This is a genomic window from Roseobacter sinensis (genome assembly GCF_025755255.1).
Classification (GTDB): Bacteria; Pseudomonadota; Alphaproteobacteria; order Rhodobacterales; family Rhodobacteraceae; genus Roseobacter; species Roseobacter sinensis.
In genome coordinates this window covers 41,554-58,254 of record NZ_JALIEB010000012.1, presented here as the reverse complement: position 1 = coordinate 58,254, position 16,701 = coordinate 41,554, and the positions used below count along the sequence as shown (strand labels likewise).

The window sequence follows — 16,701 nt, the reverse complement described above, 5'->3', positions numbered from 1 at the left end:
TGAGCGAAGGTGGGGAATCATACGCGGCACAAAGCAATGGAAGGATAGACCAGCTAAGCGGCAAGGCCTCAGACCTGCTGCGCAATTTTTGTGGCCGCGAACTCGGCTACTCCTTCGTCCTCCCCATTTGTAAAACAGGCCACTGTCACGGGGTCCGGCCTGTCCGGGAAGTGGTAGACCGCGTTGACACTGAACGGCCCTCCCCCTGAATGTCCGATCGCTTGTCCGCCTCCGCCCACCTCGCCAGACATCAAGCCAAGCGCATAGCCGCACTCCGTCCAGGGTCGCCCGGGAATTGGTCCGCCGACTACAAACCGACTGAGCATTTCGCGCAAGGTTCCCGAGCGAAGCAACTCGCCGTTGAAGAGTGCGTGCAAGAGACGCGCCGCATCTGCAACGGAGCCAATCAGGCAACCATGAAAGACCCAACGTGGATCGTAGCCTTCGGCCGCCTCCCAATGTAAAGAAGCCGACTGTTCGAGCGTGTCCCAATATTCCACACTCAATAGACCCAATGGCCGACACAGCAAGTCAGAAATCACCCCGCCAATTGGCGTCCCGGTGGTCTCTTCAATCAATTCGCGAATGTACCGGTAGCCAATATTCGAATAGGACCATCCTTGATCGGGCTCAAAAAGCATGCCTTGGGCCATGGCAGCATCCAGGAACTCCTGGCGCGACCAAGGTTCCTCCTTGCGCGCAACCGCTGCATGATACACCTTCAGTGGCCCGTAGTCCGGCAGGCCCGATGTGTGCTGAAGCAATTGACGAAGGCTGAATGGCTGACCCGGCAACCGCGCGTCGAGCCTCAAGTGAGCGCCCTCCACAAGCTTCAGCGCGCAAATGGAGATCGCGGTCTTCGTGAAGCTCCAATAGGGAAATAGGCCTTTGGCAGGGCTATCCCCGCCTTGGCGATTTTGGGTGGTTATCCAGTGGCAGTGTATTGGCTGAGAGTTCATCAGATATGGCCCCAGACTTCATTTTGAGTTGGTCAAAACGACTTTGCCGACCAGGCCACCAGCTTCGAGCATCGCGTGTGCTTGGGGTGCCTCGGGCATGGATATCTCTGCTGCAATGGCGGGCCGTAGACGACCCGCTGCGGCCTTCTCCAACAAGTCCGTCAGCGTGTCCCTGTACCAGTCGAGGTTCTTTGCCGGAAAGCTCAACATACTCGGCGACATTGGTACACTGACGCCATTTGGCCAAAGCGCCACCGTGCCGGCGGTCAACAGGCTGAGCGGAATGATCGCTGCACTGGATTCATAGATGGATGCCATTCCGAGCATCACCAACCGTCCCCCACGTCTTAGGCATCGGCTTGATCGCCAGAGTTGGCGGGGTCCGCCAACGACATCGATCACGACATCCACCCCATCGTCGGTCAAATCTTGGATACGACCGACAAAATTCTCGGTTTTGTAGTTGATGGGTACAGCGCCATTCTCAGCAATGAAGTCAGTGGATTTGTCACTCCCAGTCCCGAAAATTTCGAACCCGGCAAAGTTGCCCAGTTGCAAAAGCGCTGAACCAAGGCCACCCGCCGCACCGTTGATCAAGACCCGTTCGCCGGGTTGCACCTTGGCCGTTTTCTCCAGCACGAGCGACGCCGTGAGATAGTTGGTTATGATCGCAGCCGCTGTGACCGGATCAACTCCATTGGGCACTGGAACCAGCGTTTCAGCCGGGCGGACGGCCATCTCGGAGTAACCGCCACCTTGTCCGAAAGTCCAGCCGGCGACCCTTTGGCCTATGGTGAAGTGGGTCACGCCAGGTCCGACCGCATCCACGACACCGACCAGATCTTCGCCGGGCGTATATGGCGTCTTGGTAAACCCGAAAAACCAATGGCCCCGTATCATCAGATCGTAGCCGGATACACCCGCCGCCTCGACGCGGACGCGCACTTCGCCGGCCGCGGGCGCTGCTGTCGAGTGCGGCAACCAGTGCATCACATCTGGCGGGCCGCGACGCTGAACATCAATGCGATGATTTTTAACGGAATTCACTGGGTAGACTCCCGTCTCTCTTGTCTATGAAAACTCGGCATTCAGATGGTCTAAGGCTTTGCCCGCTGTCGGCTTCGCCGCCTTGCTGGAGGATATGAAGGAACACTGCCATGCGCTTGGCATTCATTTGCGCCTCCACAGGTCCTTCGCAAGATTTGGAACGCATATCTGCGCCCTGATGGACGTGTCTCGTCAACCAGGGTTAGTCTGCGTCGTGTCCTCCGTAGGTTTTGCAGAGGCGCTCAACCCGGCGGCATCTTCACCGGCGACAACCACTGTCGTGGTGATCGTCCCCAGCGAGCTGGATGTATAGGTGATCTGCTCATCGGGGAGGAGAAACCTTTGGGCGTCCAACTCATCTCGAATGAAGTAAGCGACCACGTACTCGTACCCGGTGGTCGCTGCAAGAAAGGTTCCTGACAACACATATCGAACGATCCCCCGTGTCATTTGGCGCCACGTGGGTGGCATAAAGATGACGCCTTCCGGTGTGCCTGACATCAGGACCTGATCCTGTCTGATTTTTCCATGCTCGATCAGCCGATGGGCGTCGCCCTGATACGAGAAACGAGTCGAGGTCGCATCCGCCAGGACCTTTTCAGTCAACTCACGGAAATCTAGGATCATCTCAGCACCGCGCGCATCCTGCCGCAGGTGACCATTGCGAAGGGTTACAATCCGTTCTTCACCAACGAAACTTCGCCAGTCTTTTGGGATCACGAGCAGGCCACCTGCCGGAAAGAAGTCTGGCCCGCTCTTTGCGTCGCTGAAGCCGGACCCAGAATCGAAGTTGTCGACGTCAATCATCCGCGACAGGACCGCGCGATCCGTAAAATCACCACAGAGAAACAGGCCTTTGGTTGCAGCGTCGAAGTCATCCATTGAGGCGATGTTGCGGTCGAAGATCATGCAGAGCTCAACTTCGTAATCGAACAACATGCTGTGGTCATATGCGACGGTTGTGACGGGTGGCGTCGCTCCGCCAAACTTCGGAAAGTTGAACACAGTCTGGCTTTGTGTTTCTTGCGCATGTTCGATGAAATTGGTGCCCGATGCCACGTGCTGTTGGCCTGTACCCGTGACGGATAATAGTTCGTCGAAAGCGTAGGGTTTGGCCAGCCCAGCTGCCCCGCTCTTTTCCGCTTCTGCAAAGAGGCCTGCAAGCTGGCTTTCTCCTAGGTCACTCACAACGCCGAGCAGATCTGCAGTGTGACCCGCACCATGTTCAGACAGGTCGATTGCCAAAATCTCGGCTTCGGATATTCCAGTCACCAGAAGCGGCGTCTTCCGCCCTTCCGCGTCGCTCACAAGTGCAAGAGTCAACACTTGACTCATTGGCAGTATCATGGAGGCCAGTGGTTCAGCTTCGGCTGAAATCGGATTTGTGCGGTCCGGGTCTTCGTCAATCAAAAGGAAGAAGGCCACAACGACCAAGCCGGCCAAAATCGGTGTGTAGCAAACGGGTTTCATATCGTTTCTCCCAACGTGTAAGGATGGATCGAGTGAGGTGCGTATCCGGTCGCGTAGGCTGTCCTTCAGAAGCGAAAGAGCACACCGGTCGAGATCTCGGTCTGGGAGTCTTCGAAAGAAATCGGACTGTCTTTCGCGTCACTCAAGAGTTGAGAATGCTCGACGCCGAGGAACAGGGCGGTGCGGGATGTGAGCTCGAAAGAGGCTTGTAATTCGATCCCCATACGCTCGAAACCGGAGCCGGCGTCGTAGGCTGCAAATGACGAGGTCAGGGCATCCTGAGCGCTCACACCATAGAACGCATCGGCGTAAGGCGTCTCTCATCTTCTATCAGCAGCAGGCGCATGTCAGGTTTCTTGTCTGTGCCCCGTGGTGCGAGTTTCGCCGCGGCGCGTGAGCCGTCCGCCAGCGCACAGCCATCTGGCGGGCCAGGCGCCCGCCAGATGGCTGTGCGGTCCGCCAGTCACGTCCGACGTGAAAGGAATAGAAATCAGCGGCGCGCCGAGGTCTCTGCTGTACTTTGAGGCCCGCGCTACGTCGAGCCCATGAGGACGCGAGCCATGAAACCGACGATGGAGCATCAGGACAGATAGCTGTTGAACCAGGCGATTGTCCGGTCCCAGGCCAATTGAGCCATGGCCTCGTCATAGCGGGGCGTGCTGTCGTTGTGGAACCCGTGGTTCGCGCCTTCGTAGATATGGGCTTCGTACAGTTTGTCACTGGCTTGCAAAGCTGCCTCGAAATCTGGCCAGCCTGCATTGATGCGCTCGTCGAGCGCGCCCATGTGGATCAAGAGTGGCGCTTCGATCTTCGGAACATCCTCCGATGCAGGTTGCCGCCCGTAAAACGGGACACCAGCGGCTAGTTCCGGGTAAGCCACGGCGATTGCGCCGACGACGCCACCGCCGTAGCAGAAGCCCACGGCGCCAACCTTGCCGGTGCTGTCGTGGCGCGCGAGCAGATGCTCGAAACCCGCAAAGAAGTCGTTCATCAACGCCACCGGATCAACGGTGCGCTGAAGCTCGCGACCGTCAGCATCGTTCCCGGGGTAGCCGCCGATGGACGTCAGCCCATCGGGCGCCAAAGCCATGTATCGCGCCTTTGCCACCCGGCGCGCCACGTCCTCAATGTAGGGGTTCAGGCCGCGGTTTTCGTGAATCACCAGAACGGCGGGAAGCGGCTCTTCGACCTCGGCGGGGCGTACCAGATAGCCACGCACATCCCCTGTTCCATTTGGCGAGGGATAAGTGATGTAGTCGGCGTGAATGTCAGGATCGTTGAACGACACCTGCTGCGCCAGCGCGTAGTTCGGGCTGAGCATATTGAGAAGGGCTGCGGCCGTCATGCCGCCAACCGCAAACTTGCCAGCACGATCCAGAAACTCACGCTTCGTGATCTTTCCGTGCGCATAGAAATCATAAAGATCAAGCAGCTCCTGATCAAAGTCTTTGGCGGTCATTCGGTTCATAGATAATCTCCCGTTTGGTCGGTGGTGGGTGTTGCACGTTCAGATACTGCGGCCTGATCAATGCGCGCTTCGAGGTGAACTGGCTGTTCAAACCTTATCCTTCGTCTATAGGCATCTGTGCAGCTGCAGATCTGTGCTCGTCTGCGGGCGCGCGACCCCAGATCATGCGTGTCAGCGTCTCGTCCTTGTCCCACAGATGATGCTTGAGCGCCGCGGCGACATGCAGGACGACGAGGGCGCAAAGACCAAGGCCCACGTAGTGGTGGAGGCCGGATGACAGCGACACGATCCAAGGCACTTCTGCGGCAGCAGGGATTGCGACCCAGCCGAACACGTCGAGGTCACGTCCGCGAAAGATCGTGAAGCCGATGCCGGAGAGCGGCATGATCAAAATCCCGGCCAGCAGGCTCCAATGCACCCCTGTCGACAGTCGACGCTGCCAGCGCGGCATGTCGGACACCGAGTCTGGAAAACCCCGAACAACGCGCCAAGTCACACGCCATGCGCCGTAGATCAGCACGAGGATACCGATCGAGCGATGGAGGCCGATCAATGGCCTGCGCGCCTCGCGTTCGAGTCCGCCGTATGCGAGGTAGAGACCGAAGAGTAGCATGCCGATCATCGCGACAGCGACAATCCAGTGGTTCAGTCGTGAAATGCGGTCATATCGCATAGTCTCATCTCCGCTTCTCAAGGTGCGTTGGCGTGCGGTTGCTCGGGCAACCGGGATGTCGCGGGGCCTGAGATTTGGGCAAAAGGCTCACGAGGCCAGCTCCGCTTCGAGACGCCTCATCTCGTCAGCCTGTGGTTTGGAGAACCCGGCCAGCAGCCTGTAGACAACCGGTGTCACGAAGAGGGTGGCCAATGTCGCCAGACCCAGCCCACCGACGATGACCCAGCCAATCGAGATCCGCGCTTCGGCCCCCGCGCCCGAAGAGAGCACCAGCGGCAGACCTCCCAGCACGGTTGAGATCATCGTCATCATAACCGGACGCAGACGTTGCCGCGCCGCGCGCTCAATCGCGTCGCGGACGCTCAGACCCCTGTCCCGTAACTGGTTTGCGAACTCGACGATCAGGATGCCGTTCTTGGCCATGATGCCGACCAGAAGAACCAGCCCGATCTGACTGTAAACATTTAGGCTAATGCCGGTGAGGGCCAGCGCGTAGACAGCGCAGGCAAGGCCCAGCGGAACGGTTCCCACGATGATGAGACTGCTCAGAAAACTCTCAAACTGGGCCGCCAGGACCAGGATGACAATCACAATTGCGAACCCGAATACCATATCAAGACCACTGGATGTCTCGTCGAGCGTCGCAGCCTCTGACAGTGGGATCAGCCCAACGTCGGCGGGCAAAATGTTGTCGGCCGCGGCCCGAACCCGCTCGATCCCGTCGCGCAGCGCCACATCTTCGGATAGTTCGGTAGAAATGGTAATCGCGCGCAGCTGTTGCTCTCGGTCAAGCGATGGGGACACGGCCACTTCTTGGACCGACACGATGGACGACATCGGCACAATCCGGTCGTCGGACGCCTTCAGGAAGATATTCTCCAGATCGGTCGAATCATCAACGGGCTGTAGGGTCGAGACCAGCCGCACCGGGATTGCATCGCCGTTGACAAACACCTCGCCGACCTCGTTCCCGTCCAGCAGGGCGCGCATAGCGTCGGACAGCCCCCCGATATCGATGCCCAGATCCTCTGCCCGTTCGCGGTCAACGTCGATGAGGATCTGCGGTTGCGTGGACCCATAGGACAGTCGGATCCGTCCCATATCGGGATCTTTCTCCAACTCCGCCAACAGCGCCGTGGCGGCGGTTTCCAGGACACCATAATCGGTGCCGGTCACTGCCATCCTCAGCCCCTGCCCGCCGCCCCTGATACCCAGCGAATTAGGCTGAATGACAAAGGCCCGGACACCGTTCACGGCGGTAATCAGCTGGTTCATCTCGGCAACAATCTCGCTCTGGACGCGCTCCCGTTCGTCCCACGGGGCCAGGGTCATGACCATGCGCCCCTCGTTGCTGCCGCCACGGCCGACGATGGAGAAGATGTTCTCGACCTCGCCGCGGTCCCGAAACGGCTGGAGAAGCGTCTCTATCTTGCGCTGCTGGCTCTCCATATAGGCGAGGCTGACACCCTCCGGCGCGTTGATCCGCAACAGCACGACTGCGCGATCTTCGGGTGGGGTCAGCTCCTCCTCCAAGGTCCCGTAGGTGACCCAGGCCATGCCAGAACAGACCGCCGCAAGGGCGATCACGACCAGGGGCGCCGCGAGACAAGAGCGCAAAACGACCGCATATCCGCGACTGCCCCAAGCCCCGATCCGCTCGAAAAAGCCGGTCGGCGCGTTCTCAGCCGCGGGCGCGTGCGTCGACAGCAGACGCGAGGCCAGCATGGGACAGAGCGACAGCGCCACAAAGGATGAGATGGTCACCGCCATGGCGAGGACAAAGCCGAACTCCCGGAAGAGGGCTCCCGATGTCCCCGGCAGGAAGGAAAGCGGCACAAATACCGCGGCCAGCGTGGCGGTCGTGGTGATGACCGCAAAGAAGACTTCACGCGTGCCGCGCACCGCGGCAGCCCGGACAGGCATGCCCGCATCGCGCTTCTTGACGATGTTTTCCAGCACGACGATGGCGTCATCGACCACCATGCCGGTCGCCAGAACCAGCGCCAGCAGCGTGAGGATGTTGATCGAGAAGCCCGCCAGCCAGATTCCACCAACCGTCCCGATCAATGCGACCGGCAGCGTCAGCGCGGGGATCAGCGTCGCGCGCAGGTTCCGCAAGAAGACATAGATCACCGCGATCACAATCGCGATGGCCAGACCAAGTGATTTCACCACCTCCACAATCGAGCCGTTGATGAAGGTCGCGTCGTCGCTTGTCACTGCGATCTCAACCTCGTCTGGTACGGTCTTCTGCAGATCAGCGACCACATCATGTACGCTGTTTGAGATACTAAGCGTGTTCGACCCGGCCTGCCGGATTATGCTGAGCCCGAGCCCCGGACGGCCATTTGTCAGCAGCACCGAGGACTCTGCATCCGGCCCAAGGGTCACGACCGCGATATCGGCGAGCCGGACATTGTCGGCGACAATCAGGCGATCGAAGTCCGCCGGTGTGCGGAGAGACGCCGTGGCCCGCACCGCAAAATCCTGAGCCCGGCTTTCCAGAGACCCGGCGGGCACATCCAGCGCCATATCGTCCAGCGCCTCTATCACATCTGCCACCGTCAGACCGCGCGTCGCGAGCTGCGCCTGATCGATGTCGATCAGAAAGGTCTGTTCCCGTTCGCCATAGACCTCGACTTCGGCAACGCCTTCGACGGCAGAGAGGCGATCAACCACCTCGTCATCGACAAGATCGGTCATCGTGTCGATTTCCATCGTCGCGGAGGTCACCGCCAGCCGCATGATCGGCTCCGCATCTGCGTCCGCCTTTATGATCGTCGGATCATCGTCGATCTCGTCGGGCAGGCTGTTGCCGATCCGGCCGATCTCGTCCCGCAGGTCAGAGGCCGCCACATTCAGATCGGTGCTGGTGGTGAACTCGACGGTCACACGGCTTTCCTCGTAGGACGAGGAGGAGGACATGGATTTGACACCCGGCACCTGCGCAGCGGCGGATTCCACGATGCCGGTAACCTCCTGGTCCATCGTTTCTGCCGATGCGCCAGAGTAAGAGGTCCTGATCGTTATCGTTGGGCTGTCCACTTCGGGCAGTTCCCGGATCGCGACCCCGGACAGCGCGGCGAGACCGCAGACAAGGATCAGCATGTTAACAACGAGGGCCAGAACCGGCCGGCGTACAAAAAGCGCCGTCATGTCCGACGTATGCGCCGGGGATCTATCCTCGGCCATCAGCGTCCTCCCCGATGCGCGAAGGGGCGGATGGAGACGAGCTAGGGCCATCCGCATCTCGCCGAACTGCAATGCCGTTCGGCGAGACGTTCCCATGCAAGGTAACCGCCGCCCCGTCCCGCACGTTCAACCCGCCTTCTGTGACAACCTGCGCCCCGGCCTCTAGGTCCGATACGATCAAAACGGTATCGGCGTTGCGCTGCACGATCCGTGCAGCCGTGCGGGTGGCAACACCATCTGCCACGACCCAGACATACGCGCCGTCGCCGTCCCAGTTGACAGCGAGCGGATCGACAGCCGGATAGCTGTCACCGTCAAACGTCATCTCTATGCTGAAGGACATGCCCGGGCGGATGAGATCATTTCGGTTGTCGATGAGCGCCCGTACCTGGATCGTTCGGCTGTCCGTTTGCACTCGGCTGCCGATTGCATTGACCTCGCCCGTGAATTGAGCGCGCTCGAGGGCAAGCGAAGTGGCGGTGACCTGCTGGCTCAGCGCCAGCATTCCGACAAATCGCTCTGGCAGCCAGAAGTCGACCAAAACCTGAGATCGGTCGTCGACCATGGCAATTTCGGTTTCGGTTGTGACGTAATCGCCGACCTCGACGGGCACGATGCCAACAACACCGCCAATCGGCGAAAAGATCGAGCGGCGCTGCAGCGCCACCTCAGCCTCGCGCAGCGCAAGCTCGGCATCGTCGCGGGCGGCCCTGAGTGATTCCAGTTCCGTCTGAGATGCAACATTAGAGCGAGCGAGGCTTTCGTAACGTGTGTATTCAGTCTCAGCGAGCCGAAGAGCCACAGCCGCCCGGTCACGCGCGACTTGCTCCGCATCAGATTCCAGCCGCGCGAGCAGATCACCAGCGGCAACCATATCTCCAGACGCGACCAAGACATCGGTCAGCACACCACCGCCGAATGGTACAACCGAGACCGAGCGCAGCGCCTCACTCGTACCAATGGCTTGTGCTGTGTCGCTGAGCGCTGCCGTCGTCACGACCGCCGTGGTCACGATCGCGGCCTGTCCTCTGCCCTGCCCGCGCGGTGGCCGCTCTCGTTGGGCGCTCTGCGCCTCACTATCTTCTTTGGCGATAGCGTCCAACAATCGTGTGGGAAGCCCGAGCCCACCGAGGGTCGTGTTGAAATTTGGAGAGTAGTGCGCCGCCACGAGGCTGGAACAAGAGACCAAACCAAGCGTAAGCAGAAGCTGCCGTGCAAAGGTCATCTGCACCCCCATCGCAGGTCCGACGGGGCCGCAGAGCGGTTTCGTTCAAGCGAACGGGCGCTGCGACACCCGGAACCCCGAGCGCAACTTTTCCGCAGTCGCATGGGGAGAGAGATCACCCGTTCTGTCACGTGATGGCCTGGTCTCATGTTAACCTCCCCAGCTGAATAAATGCGCATCAGGCCGTTAGTCGATGGCCGCACGGCATAGGACGGTGTTGTCCCGCTCAAGATCAGGCCCCCAGACGAATCGGGCCGTCTCCGACCAGCGCACGGCGTCATAGCCACCATTGGGGTCAACCGCGCCCGCAGTATGCTGGGTGGCTTGCGGCCAATCCGATGCGTCAAAGCCCGGATCGGTCCAGCCTTCCGGTTCATCGGCCATCTCAAACGCGCAGGCACCCTCGCCCGCGACGGGATTGCTGGAACTCTCACAGGACCGGTCGATTGGCGCGTGATGCACGACGAGGCATCGCATCGAGCTATCCGTCACAGCGACACTTTCGCCTGTCTCCGCATCCACGAACTGGGCGATCAGGCCACCATCCCCCATCTGCTGCCGCCGCGAGCCGATGTATTCGAGGCCACTATCGTTTTCCTTGAAATCCATCGCCTTGATGGCGACGATCATTGGCAGCTCCACCGTGAACCGCACCGTTTCGGCGTTGAAGGACCGCTCGGTCGTGATCGGAACGCTGTCTTCAATCACCTTGGTCCCGTTCACCCACATCTCGAACCAGTTGTCGGTCCAGATGTCCGCCGTAATCGTGCGGGGCTCTGCAAGGGCTGGCACGACGTTCAGGCTCAGAAGGACTGCGATGAGGCTGTGCATCAGTGCTTTCTCCCTTTTTGGAGTGAGTTAAGTAAAGCGGGCACGGCCTCCACCGGCGAAGACGTCCAACGGGTCATCGGCAATACTCGCCCATCGTGACCTGGCCGCCATTGGTGACCGTGCGCGTCTCAAAGACGTAGCAGCCAGCTCTGTCCGATGGGCGATACCGGATGTAGTAGCCATCGCCGCGGTAGCGGTAGTCCATGTTGTGGGTGCCGTCCGCACGTTTGGTCAGAACCAGGTTTTCCACACCACCCCGGGGCGGTCGGCCTGGCGCGATGGGGCGGCTCGAGGCGGCATCGACCAACGGGGTGACCCGCGGCAGCGCGCGGACATCGGCAACCTCGCCCATGAGACATTGCACGATGTAGGGCGCACCCTCCGAGGTGTGATACCGATGGCCAAACGTCTCATGGCGTTGGCCGTTGCAGACATCCAGCGCCCCATCTGCAATTTCGCCGCCATCCGGGTTGCCGTCGCCATAGATCGGGAAGCCGTCGAACGCCCAGCCGATGATTGGATCATGCGCTGCGTTCTCCATCTGGGCGATCATGCACACCGGTTTGACATGATAATGATAGTCATCACCCCTTCCGGCATGACCGCCGCACGCATCAAGTTGCTGGGTCTGCAGCGTGCCGTGCTGGGTCTGGTGATGGTAAAGGGCCTCCTGCGTCATCTTGCCGCCACCGATGTAGTCGAAGATGGGCACACCGTTCACCGCCACTCCCAAAGCCCCGTCACGTGTCTGGGGCGTCGCGCCCAGCACGGGCTCCAATGGGATCGGCGCGTCATAATACGGTGCAGGTATCGGGACCTGCTCATTGGTCCCCACGATACCGGTCATCACCTCGTGGTCCGGATAGACATTGGACGAGATAACAGCGACGCCGTTCTCGCAGGTGACCTCGACGTTTTCGGAAAACCCGGCCTCCTCAACCGATGCAATCACCGCCGCGCAATGCTCCTGCGCCTCATGCGCGAGCGCTGCGCCCGTGCTGATACTCGCAGCAGCCGACAGGAGCACAAGCCTCAGAAGTTTCGACGTCAGCACACATCCTCTCTGCATCTGGTGTCCTTCTGGTTCCTGGACGGCTGCCAGACAGCCACTTGACGGCGACAGGGGCGGCGTGCACTACCCCGCCGCTGGTTACTCTTGCTCGGCTGGTTGACCCCGTCGTTGCAGCGTCAATATCCCGTCACCGTCGCGGTCCAGCCGCTCGACAAGGCGCGCGACCCTGCGGTCCATTTCTTCGGGTGCAATCTGCCCATCGCCATTCGCGTCGAGTCTCTGGAAGGCATCAACCATCCGCGAACGGGTGAGGCTGCGGTAAAGCGTGTCGAACTCTTCGATCGACAAGGCACCGTCGCCTGAGGCATCCACCTCTGTCACCAGAGCGGTGCGATAGGCCTCGATCTCCTCTGGAGTGACGGCACCATCGCCATCCGCATCCGCCGCATCAAAGACATCGCGCAGCATCTCGCCGCCGCGCATGCCGCCTCGGTGCCCGCGCTTGCGCTTGCTGTCATGGGCCCCGCGATACTCGGCCTGGGTCATCCTGGCTTCAGCGGCCCCGGCGGACGCGCCTGGGACTTGATCCTGCGCAGTGGCGATCACCGCACCAACGCCGGCTACGCTCAGGGCCAGTGTGGTCACGGCGAGTAGTTTCGCTCGTTTCATTCTGTGTGTCCTTTCCTTGGAAATCGAGACGCCCCGCGCCTCGGCTGATTTCCATATGGACATGTCGTGCCAGAAAGGTGTGTCGCTGGCAGAGCTCGTTTGTCGCTAGCTGTCGCAATCGCAGACGCTGATACAGATTGCGACAAACGAAACGATGCCTAGACTCGGAGAGGGGTCCGGGTGCCGCTAGAAGAGGCACACTGCCGCGCCGATACAGGAGACACCATGGATCAGACGGCCCCTCAAGTGATGATCGTGGACGACGCCCGCGACATACGCGAACCGCTGGACAAGTATCTGCGGAGGCAGGGTCTGCGAACACAGCTGGCTGCCAGCGCCGCCGAGGCGCGCGCTTTGCTAGAAGACAGTGCGCCGGCTCTAGTGGTGCTCGACGTGATGATGCCGGGTGAGGACGGGCTTAGCCTCTGCCGTTGGTTGGTCGCCCGCGACGGGCCACCAGTGATCCTCCTGACGGCAATGGCGGACGAAACAGATCGGATCGTGGGGCTGGAGCTTGGCGCCGATGACTATGTTGTCAAACCGTTCAACCCGCGCGAGCTTGTCGCGCGCATCCGGGCCGTGTTGCGCCGCCGCCCGCCGCCAGCACCGAAGGTGACCACAGGTATACGGCAGTTCGGACCATGGTCACATGACGCGGATGCCCAATCAGTGGCGCATTCTGACGGCCGCACCGTGGCCTTAACATCTGGGGAAAGCCGCCTCCTGGGCGTGCTGCTCGATCACCCGCAAACCGTCATGTCGCGCGACCGTCTGCTTGACCTGACAGCGGGCCGCGACGCCAAAGCATACGACCGGGCCATCGACAATAGCATCAGCCGATTGCGCCGCAAGATCGAGGCCGATCCCTCCGCGCCCCGGTTGATCGTCACCGAATGGGGCGGAGGCTACCGGCTCGCCGCAGAGGTGGACCTCGTTTGATCTCGCTGCGAAGACTTTTGCCTGACGGCATCGCGGGGCGCTTTGCACTGCTTCTCACCGTCTCATTGGTGAGCGCAAATCTGCTCGCACTAGCCGTCTTGTCCTACGAGCGGAATCGCCTGGATCAGGCCGCGCTGATCGCGCGTGAGGAAGAGCGGATTGTTTCACTAGTGCCAGCCTTGGAAGCTGCCATGCCGAGCGCGCGCCCGGGCCTGGCGAATGCGGCCTCGACCCGGTCCTCCGAAGTCACGGTCGACCCGACGCCGCTCGTCACAACTCAACCCGATGAGCCGCGGGCGCTCGCGCTCGCGACCGCATTGGCGGAGGCGCTGGACGAGCGCGATGCGCGAGTCGCCATCCGCGTTCAGCCCGATCATCGGAAAGGCGGCAAACGAGAAGCCGTCGCCGCCTCTGTGCGCCTGGCTGTCGCAGACGGCGAGGGGGCGCAGTGGCTCAACATTCGGTCACGTGGCAAGAGACCTGCACCTCCGTGGATCGAAGAAGGCGCGTTCCTGTTGATCCTCGCCCTGTCGCTTGCAGCACTGCTGGCTGTCGGCCTGATCTTCGTTCGCCGCCTGACACGCCCGCTGACCGACCTGGCCGATGCGGCCCGTGCCGCAGGCCGCGGCGATAGGATGGCGAAGGTCAATGCCGGCGGGCCGCGCGAGATCCGTGACGCCGCGGCCGCCTTCAATGACATGCAAGCCCGCATTGCCCGCTTCGATGCCGAGCGCATGCAGATGCTTGCTGCGGTGGGCCATGATCTGCGCACACCGATCACCAGCCTACGCATTCGTGCAGAAATGCTCGAGCCCGAAGACGGTGACCCAATGATCCGCACGCTTGATGAGATGACAGTCATGGCGGACGGGCTGGTCGCCTACGCCCGCGGAACCGGCGAGAGCGAGCCTCTGCGCGAGGTCGATCTTGGCCAAGTGCTGCAACGCGCATGCGCAGAACGTGACCTCTCCTTTGCCGCTGGGGAGTCTGCCCTGGTTCGCGGCCGTCCGGTCGCACTCGGCCGTGCCATCGGGAATCTCATCGACAATGCCCTGCAATACGGGCACGCGGCCCGCGTGGCGATGACCTGCGATGCAGATATGGCTGTGATTACTATTGATGACGACGGTCCCGGTATCCGAGAAGACAAACTCGCGGAGGTCTTTGACCCTTTTGTGCGTGGCGACGACAGCCGCAACATGCACACCGGTGGTGCAGGGCTCGGACTGGCCATCGTGCGCGACGTGGTCGCCGCCCATGGGGGCACCGTCACCCTGTCGAATCTGCCCGCTGCCGGACTGCGAGCCACGATACGGCTCCCCCTGTCATTATGAACAGCCCGCAGACTGGGGCGATGAACTGTCTCTGGAAACAGGGAATGAAGACTCCGATACGGAACGAGGGAAGCAAACAGGAGATCCTATCTAAGCTTTGAATTGAGCTACTCCACAATGTTTGGACAGGATGTCGCGTGTTTTTGGTCGGTTCGAATTGAACTGGTCGCTTGGGTTTACCCTGGATCACAGACGCCCGCTCTGGCACTCGGTCATCTTTGACCAGATCAGCGACAGCAAGTTTGAGAAGATCACAGCCGCGCAATTCACTGTCGATTGCAACGTTGAACAAAGCCAGGTCGCGAAGACTGCGGGCAAGTTCGAGCCGCGCGCAGATTGCCCAGACCTGCTTGGGCAGCAGCGGTCGTTTCTGACCGGTGATGCGCCCTTGTTCCAAGCCCTTGGTTTTGCGGTCACAGCGGGAAGTTGGACTCTTGGCATGGTGTGCCCTCCGATTTTCCCTCGACGCACAGTCATCAGCGCCGCGCTGACAGTGCGACCGTACAATGGGTTTAGCGCCCATTTGTCGAAGCCAACTGAACGCATGGTTTCCGCGTGCACATTGGGCGGTTCTGGCCCGGCTTTACCGATTTTTTGTGGCGTGGCGAACGTCGCCTTCCTGTCGGATAGAGCGCTCGAGATCCAATCCATATCCGTCGAAAGGTGCGATTTCAAGGCTGCGCATTGGTGCAAGAGACGGAACACCCGCCTCTACCAGTCAACAGGTAAAGCGACGGAAACAACGGTCCCGCCCGTAAGACTTTTAGGCAAGCAATCGGAGGGCACTATGAAGACGCTCGGCATCACACTCGCTCTATCGCTTTTCACCGGAAGTGCGGTTCAAGCACATATGACCATCACTGTGGAGGGGGATCAGCGCTGCATCGAATCCGATGGCGTACCCGATCATGAAACAGGTCCATGGCGGGAGGGTGCGGTGGTCGTTGAACAGGACCATAGGTTTTGCATGGATGCCACTCCTGAGCTGACTGATACCATCACCCGGAGGGCGCGTATTTCCGGCATCACAGTCACAGGTATCCCGCTGCGCCCAGGTACCGCAGAATACTATGATGCGTCATCCGAGCGTGGGTATTCGCGCGATCCAAGTTCGGGGTGGAACGTGGAGGGCATCGGCGGGCTGATCATGGATGCCCAGAACGGCCATGTAGACGGCGATGGATACTACCACTATCACGGCATTCCCTCCGCAGTGACAAGCGGGCTGGACGACACGCTCTTTGGCTACGCCGCTGACGGATTCGAAATCCACTATTTGGGCGACCAGGTGCAATCATCTTGGCAACTGAAGAGCGGCGTGCGCGAGTCTGGCCCCGGCGGCGCACACGACGGCACTTATGTGCAGGATTACGAATTCGTAGCGGGTTCAGGTGATCTGGATGAATGCAACGGAGGTATGCTCAACGGGCAATACGTTTATTATGTAACCCATACTTATCCGTTCTTTCCACGTTGCTTCAAAGGCACTGTCTCGGACGATTTTTTCGGTGGACGCGGTGACCGGCCCGCACCGGTTGAGGGGGAACGACCTCCAAGGAGCGACGGCAATCGACCCCCGCGGGGTGACAGCGGCTGATACTAAGTGCCTCACAGGCCGTCCCGTTCAAGCACATCTTTGAAGACCGACATTGGCGCAGCCGCAGCGAAAGCTTGCTTTTCTGCGACGCGGCTGCACCAATGACCGGGTCTCCCGCTGCTTGGTAGCAATGAAGTTTGCACGCGTGCGGCAATTTTTTGTGCTGCGAGCACGCGCAGTGAGGAAGTGTAATGACCGAATTGGGCTCCAGGACTAAGCCGCTCTCGCGGCATTGGTGCTTGTTGCTGGCGTTGTGACTGATCCCGGGGGCCTGCGGATTTTGCG

13 protein-coding genes and 1 pseudogene are annotated in these 16,701 nt (G+C 60.5%); 3 read left to right on the top strand and 11 right to left on the bottom strand.

The window, feature by feature from the left end:
• Nucleotides 1-68: 68 nt before the first annotated feature.
• The 11 genes and pseudogenes from MUB52_RS16830 to MUB52_RS16780 all read right to left on the bottom strand — a co-directional run bounded on the left by MUB52_RS16830 (nt 69) and on the right by MUB52_RS16780 (nt 12,546).
• Nucleotides 69-959 (bottom strand): serine hydrolase domain-containing protein, encoded by an 891-nt coding sequence (locus tag MUB52_RS16830; protein ID WP_263845404.1) that lies wholly within the window; start codon nt 957-959, stop codon nt 69-71.
• A gap of 18 nt (nt 960-977) precedes the next feature.
• On the bottom strand, nt 978-2,006 hold the full coding sequence (locus MUB52_RS16825) for a quinone oxidoreductase family protein (RefSeq protein ID WP_263845403.1): 1,029 nt from the start codon (nt 2,004-2,006) through the stop codon (nt 978-980).
• Nucleotides 2,007-2,198: 192 nt separating this feature from the next.
• On the bottom strand, nt 2,199-3,476 hold the full coding sequence (locus tag MUB52_RS16820) for a fumarylacetoacetate hydrolase family protein (protein WP_263845402.1): 1,278 nt from the start codon (nt 3,474-3,476) through the stop codon (nt 2,199-2,201).
• A gap of 65 nt (nt 3,477-3,541) precedes the next feature.
• Nucleotides 3,542-3,775: pseudogene (locus MUB52_RS16815) on the bottom strand (MipA/OmpV family protein); the annotation flags it as partial.
• Between the two features lie 281 nt (nt 3,776-4,056).
• The gene (gene yghX, locus MUB52_RS16810; protein WP_263845401.1) at nt 4,057-4,944 is read right to left on the bottom strand and encodes a YghX family hydrolase; all 888 of its coding nucleotides are present in this window, start codon (nt 4,942-4,944) and stop codon (nt 4,057-4,059) included.
• A gap of 94 nt (nt 4,945-5,038) precedes the next feature.
• Nucleotides 5,039-5,617 carry a cytochrome b gene (locus tag MUB52_RS16805; protein ID WP_263845400.1) on the bottom strand — a complete coding sequence of 193 codons (579 nt, stop codon included), beginning with the start codon at nt 5,615-5,617 and terminating at the stop codon, nt 5,039-5,041.
• Between the two features lie 87 nt (nt 5,618-5,704).
• Nucleotides 5,705-8,809, bottom strand: coding sequence for an efflux RND transporter permease subunit (locus tag MUB52_RS16800; RefSeq protein ID WP_263845399.1), 3,105 nt, complete (start codon nt 8,807-8,809; stop codon nt 5,705-5,707).
• Nucleotides 8,796-10,034 carry an efflux RND transporter periplasmic adaptor subunit gene (locus MUB52_RS16795; protein ID WP_263845398.1) on the bottom strand — a complete coding sequence of 413 codons (1,239 nt, stop codon included), beginning with the start codon at nt 10,032-10,034 and terminating at the stop codon, nt 8,796-8,798. The genes MUB52_RS16800 and MUB52_RS16795 overlap by 14 nt, the downstream gene beginning before the upstream one ends.
• A 186-nt stretch (nt 10,035-10,220) precedes the next feature.
• Nucleotides 10,221-10,865, bottom strand: a complete 645-nt coding sequence (locus MUB52_RS16790) for a PEBP family protein (RefSeq protein ID WP_263845397.1) — start codon at nt 10,863-10,865, stop codon at nt 10,221-10,223.
• Between the two features lie 73 nt (nt 10,866-10,938).
• A complete protein-coding gene (locus MUB52_RS16785; protein ID WP_263845396.1) occupies nt 10,939-11,934 on the bottom strand; it encodes a YHYH protein in 996 nt (331 codons plus the stop codon).
• A gap of 81 nt (nt 11,935-12,015) precedes the next feature.
• The gene (locus MUB52_RS16780) at nt 12,016-12,546 is read right to left on the bottom strand and encodes an EF-hand domain-containing protein (RefSeq protein WP_263845395.1); all 531 of its coding nucleotides are present in this window, start codon (nt 12,544-12,546) and stop codon (nt 12,016-12,018) included.
• A gap of 225 nt (nt 12,547-12,771) precedes the next feature.
• Between MUB52_RS16780 and MUB52_RS16775 the strand changes: the two genes are divergently transcribed.
• From MUB52_RS16775 to MUB52_RS24015, 3 genes are all read left to right on the top strand, one after another.
• On the top strand, nt 12,772-13,485 hold the full coding sequence (locus tag MUB52_RS16775; protein ID WP_263845394.1) for a response regulator: 714 nt from the start codon (nt 12,772-12,774) through the stop codon (nt 13,483-13,485).
• The gene (locus tag MUB52_RS16770; RefSeq protein WP_263845393.1) at nt 13,482-14,819 is read left to right on the top strand and encodes an ATP-binding protein; all 1,338 of its coding nucleotides are present in this window, start codon (nt 13,482-13,484) and stop codon (nt 14,817-14,819) included. The genes MUB52_RS16775 and MUB52_RS16770 overlap by 4 nt, the downstream gene beginning before the upstream one ends.
• 130 nt (nt 14,820-14,949) lie before the next feature.
• Nucleotides 14,950-16,416, top strand: a complete 1,467-nt coding sequence (locus tag MUB52_RS24015; protein WP_404818243.1) for a YHYH protein — start codon at nt 14,950-14,952, stop codon at nt 16,414-16,416.
• Nucleotides 16,417-16,701: the final 285 nt, after the last annotated feature.

What these genes read in the sequence shown, in the direction of transcription:
- MUB52_RS24015 (WP_404818243.1), top strand. Translation starts at nt 14,950, where the DNA reads ATGTCGCGTGTTTTTGGTCGGTTCGAATTGAACTGGTCGCTTGGGTTT.
- MUB52_RS16830 (WP_263845404.1), bottom strand. Translation starts at nt 959, where the DNA reads ATGAACTCTCAGCCAATACACTGCCACTGGATAACCACCCAAAATCGC.
- MUB52_RS16790 (WP_263845397.1), bottom strand. Translation starts at nt 10,865, where the DNA reads ATGCACAGCCTCATCGCAGTCCTTCTGAGCCTGAACGTCGTGCCAGCC.
- MUB52_RS16795 (WP_263845398.1), bottom strand. Translation starts at nt 10,034, where the DNA reads ATGACCTTTGCACGGCAGCTTCTGCTTACGCTTGGTTTGGTCTCTTGT.
- MUB52_RS16780 (WP_263845395.1), bottom strand. Translation starts at nt 12,546, where the DNA reads ATGAAACGAGCGAAACTACTCGCCGTGACCACACTGGCCCTGAGCGTA.
- MUB52_RS16820 (WP_263845402.1), bottom strand. Translation starts at nt 3,476, where the DNA reads ATGAAACCCGTTTGCTACACACCGATTTTGGCCGGCTTGGTCGTTGTG.
- MUB52_RS16800 (WP_263845399.1), bottom strand. Translation starts at nt 8,809, where the DNA reads ATGGCCGAGGATAGATCCCCGGCGCATACGTCGGACATGACGGCGCTT.
- MUB52_RS16785 (WP_263845396.1), bottom strand. Translation starts at nt 11,934, where the DNA reads ATGCAGAGAGGATGTGTGCTGACGTCGAAACTTCTGAGGCTTGTGCTC.
- yghX (WP_263845401.1), bottom strand. Translation starts at nt 4,944, where the DNA reads ATGAACCGAATGACCGCCAAAGACTTTGATCAGGAGCTGCTTGATCTT.
- MUB52_RS16775 (WP_263845394.1), top strand. Translation starts at nt 12,772, where the DNA reads ATGGATCAGACGGCCCCTCAAGTGATGATCGTGGACGACGCCCGCGAC.
- MUB52_RS16805 (WP_263845400.1), bottom strand. Translation starts at nt 5,617, where the DNA reads ATGCGATATGACCGCATTTCACGACTGAACCACTGGATTGTCGCTGTC.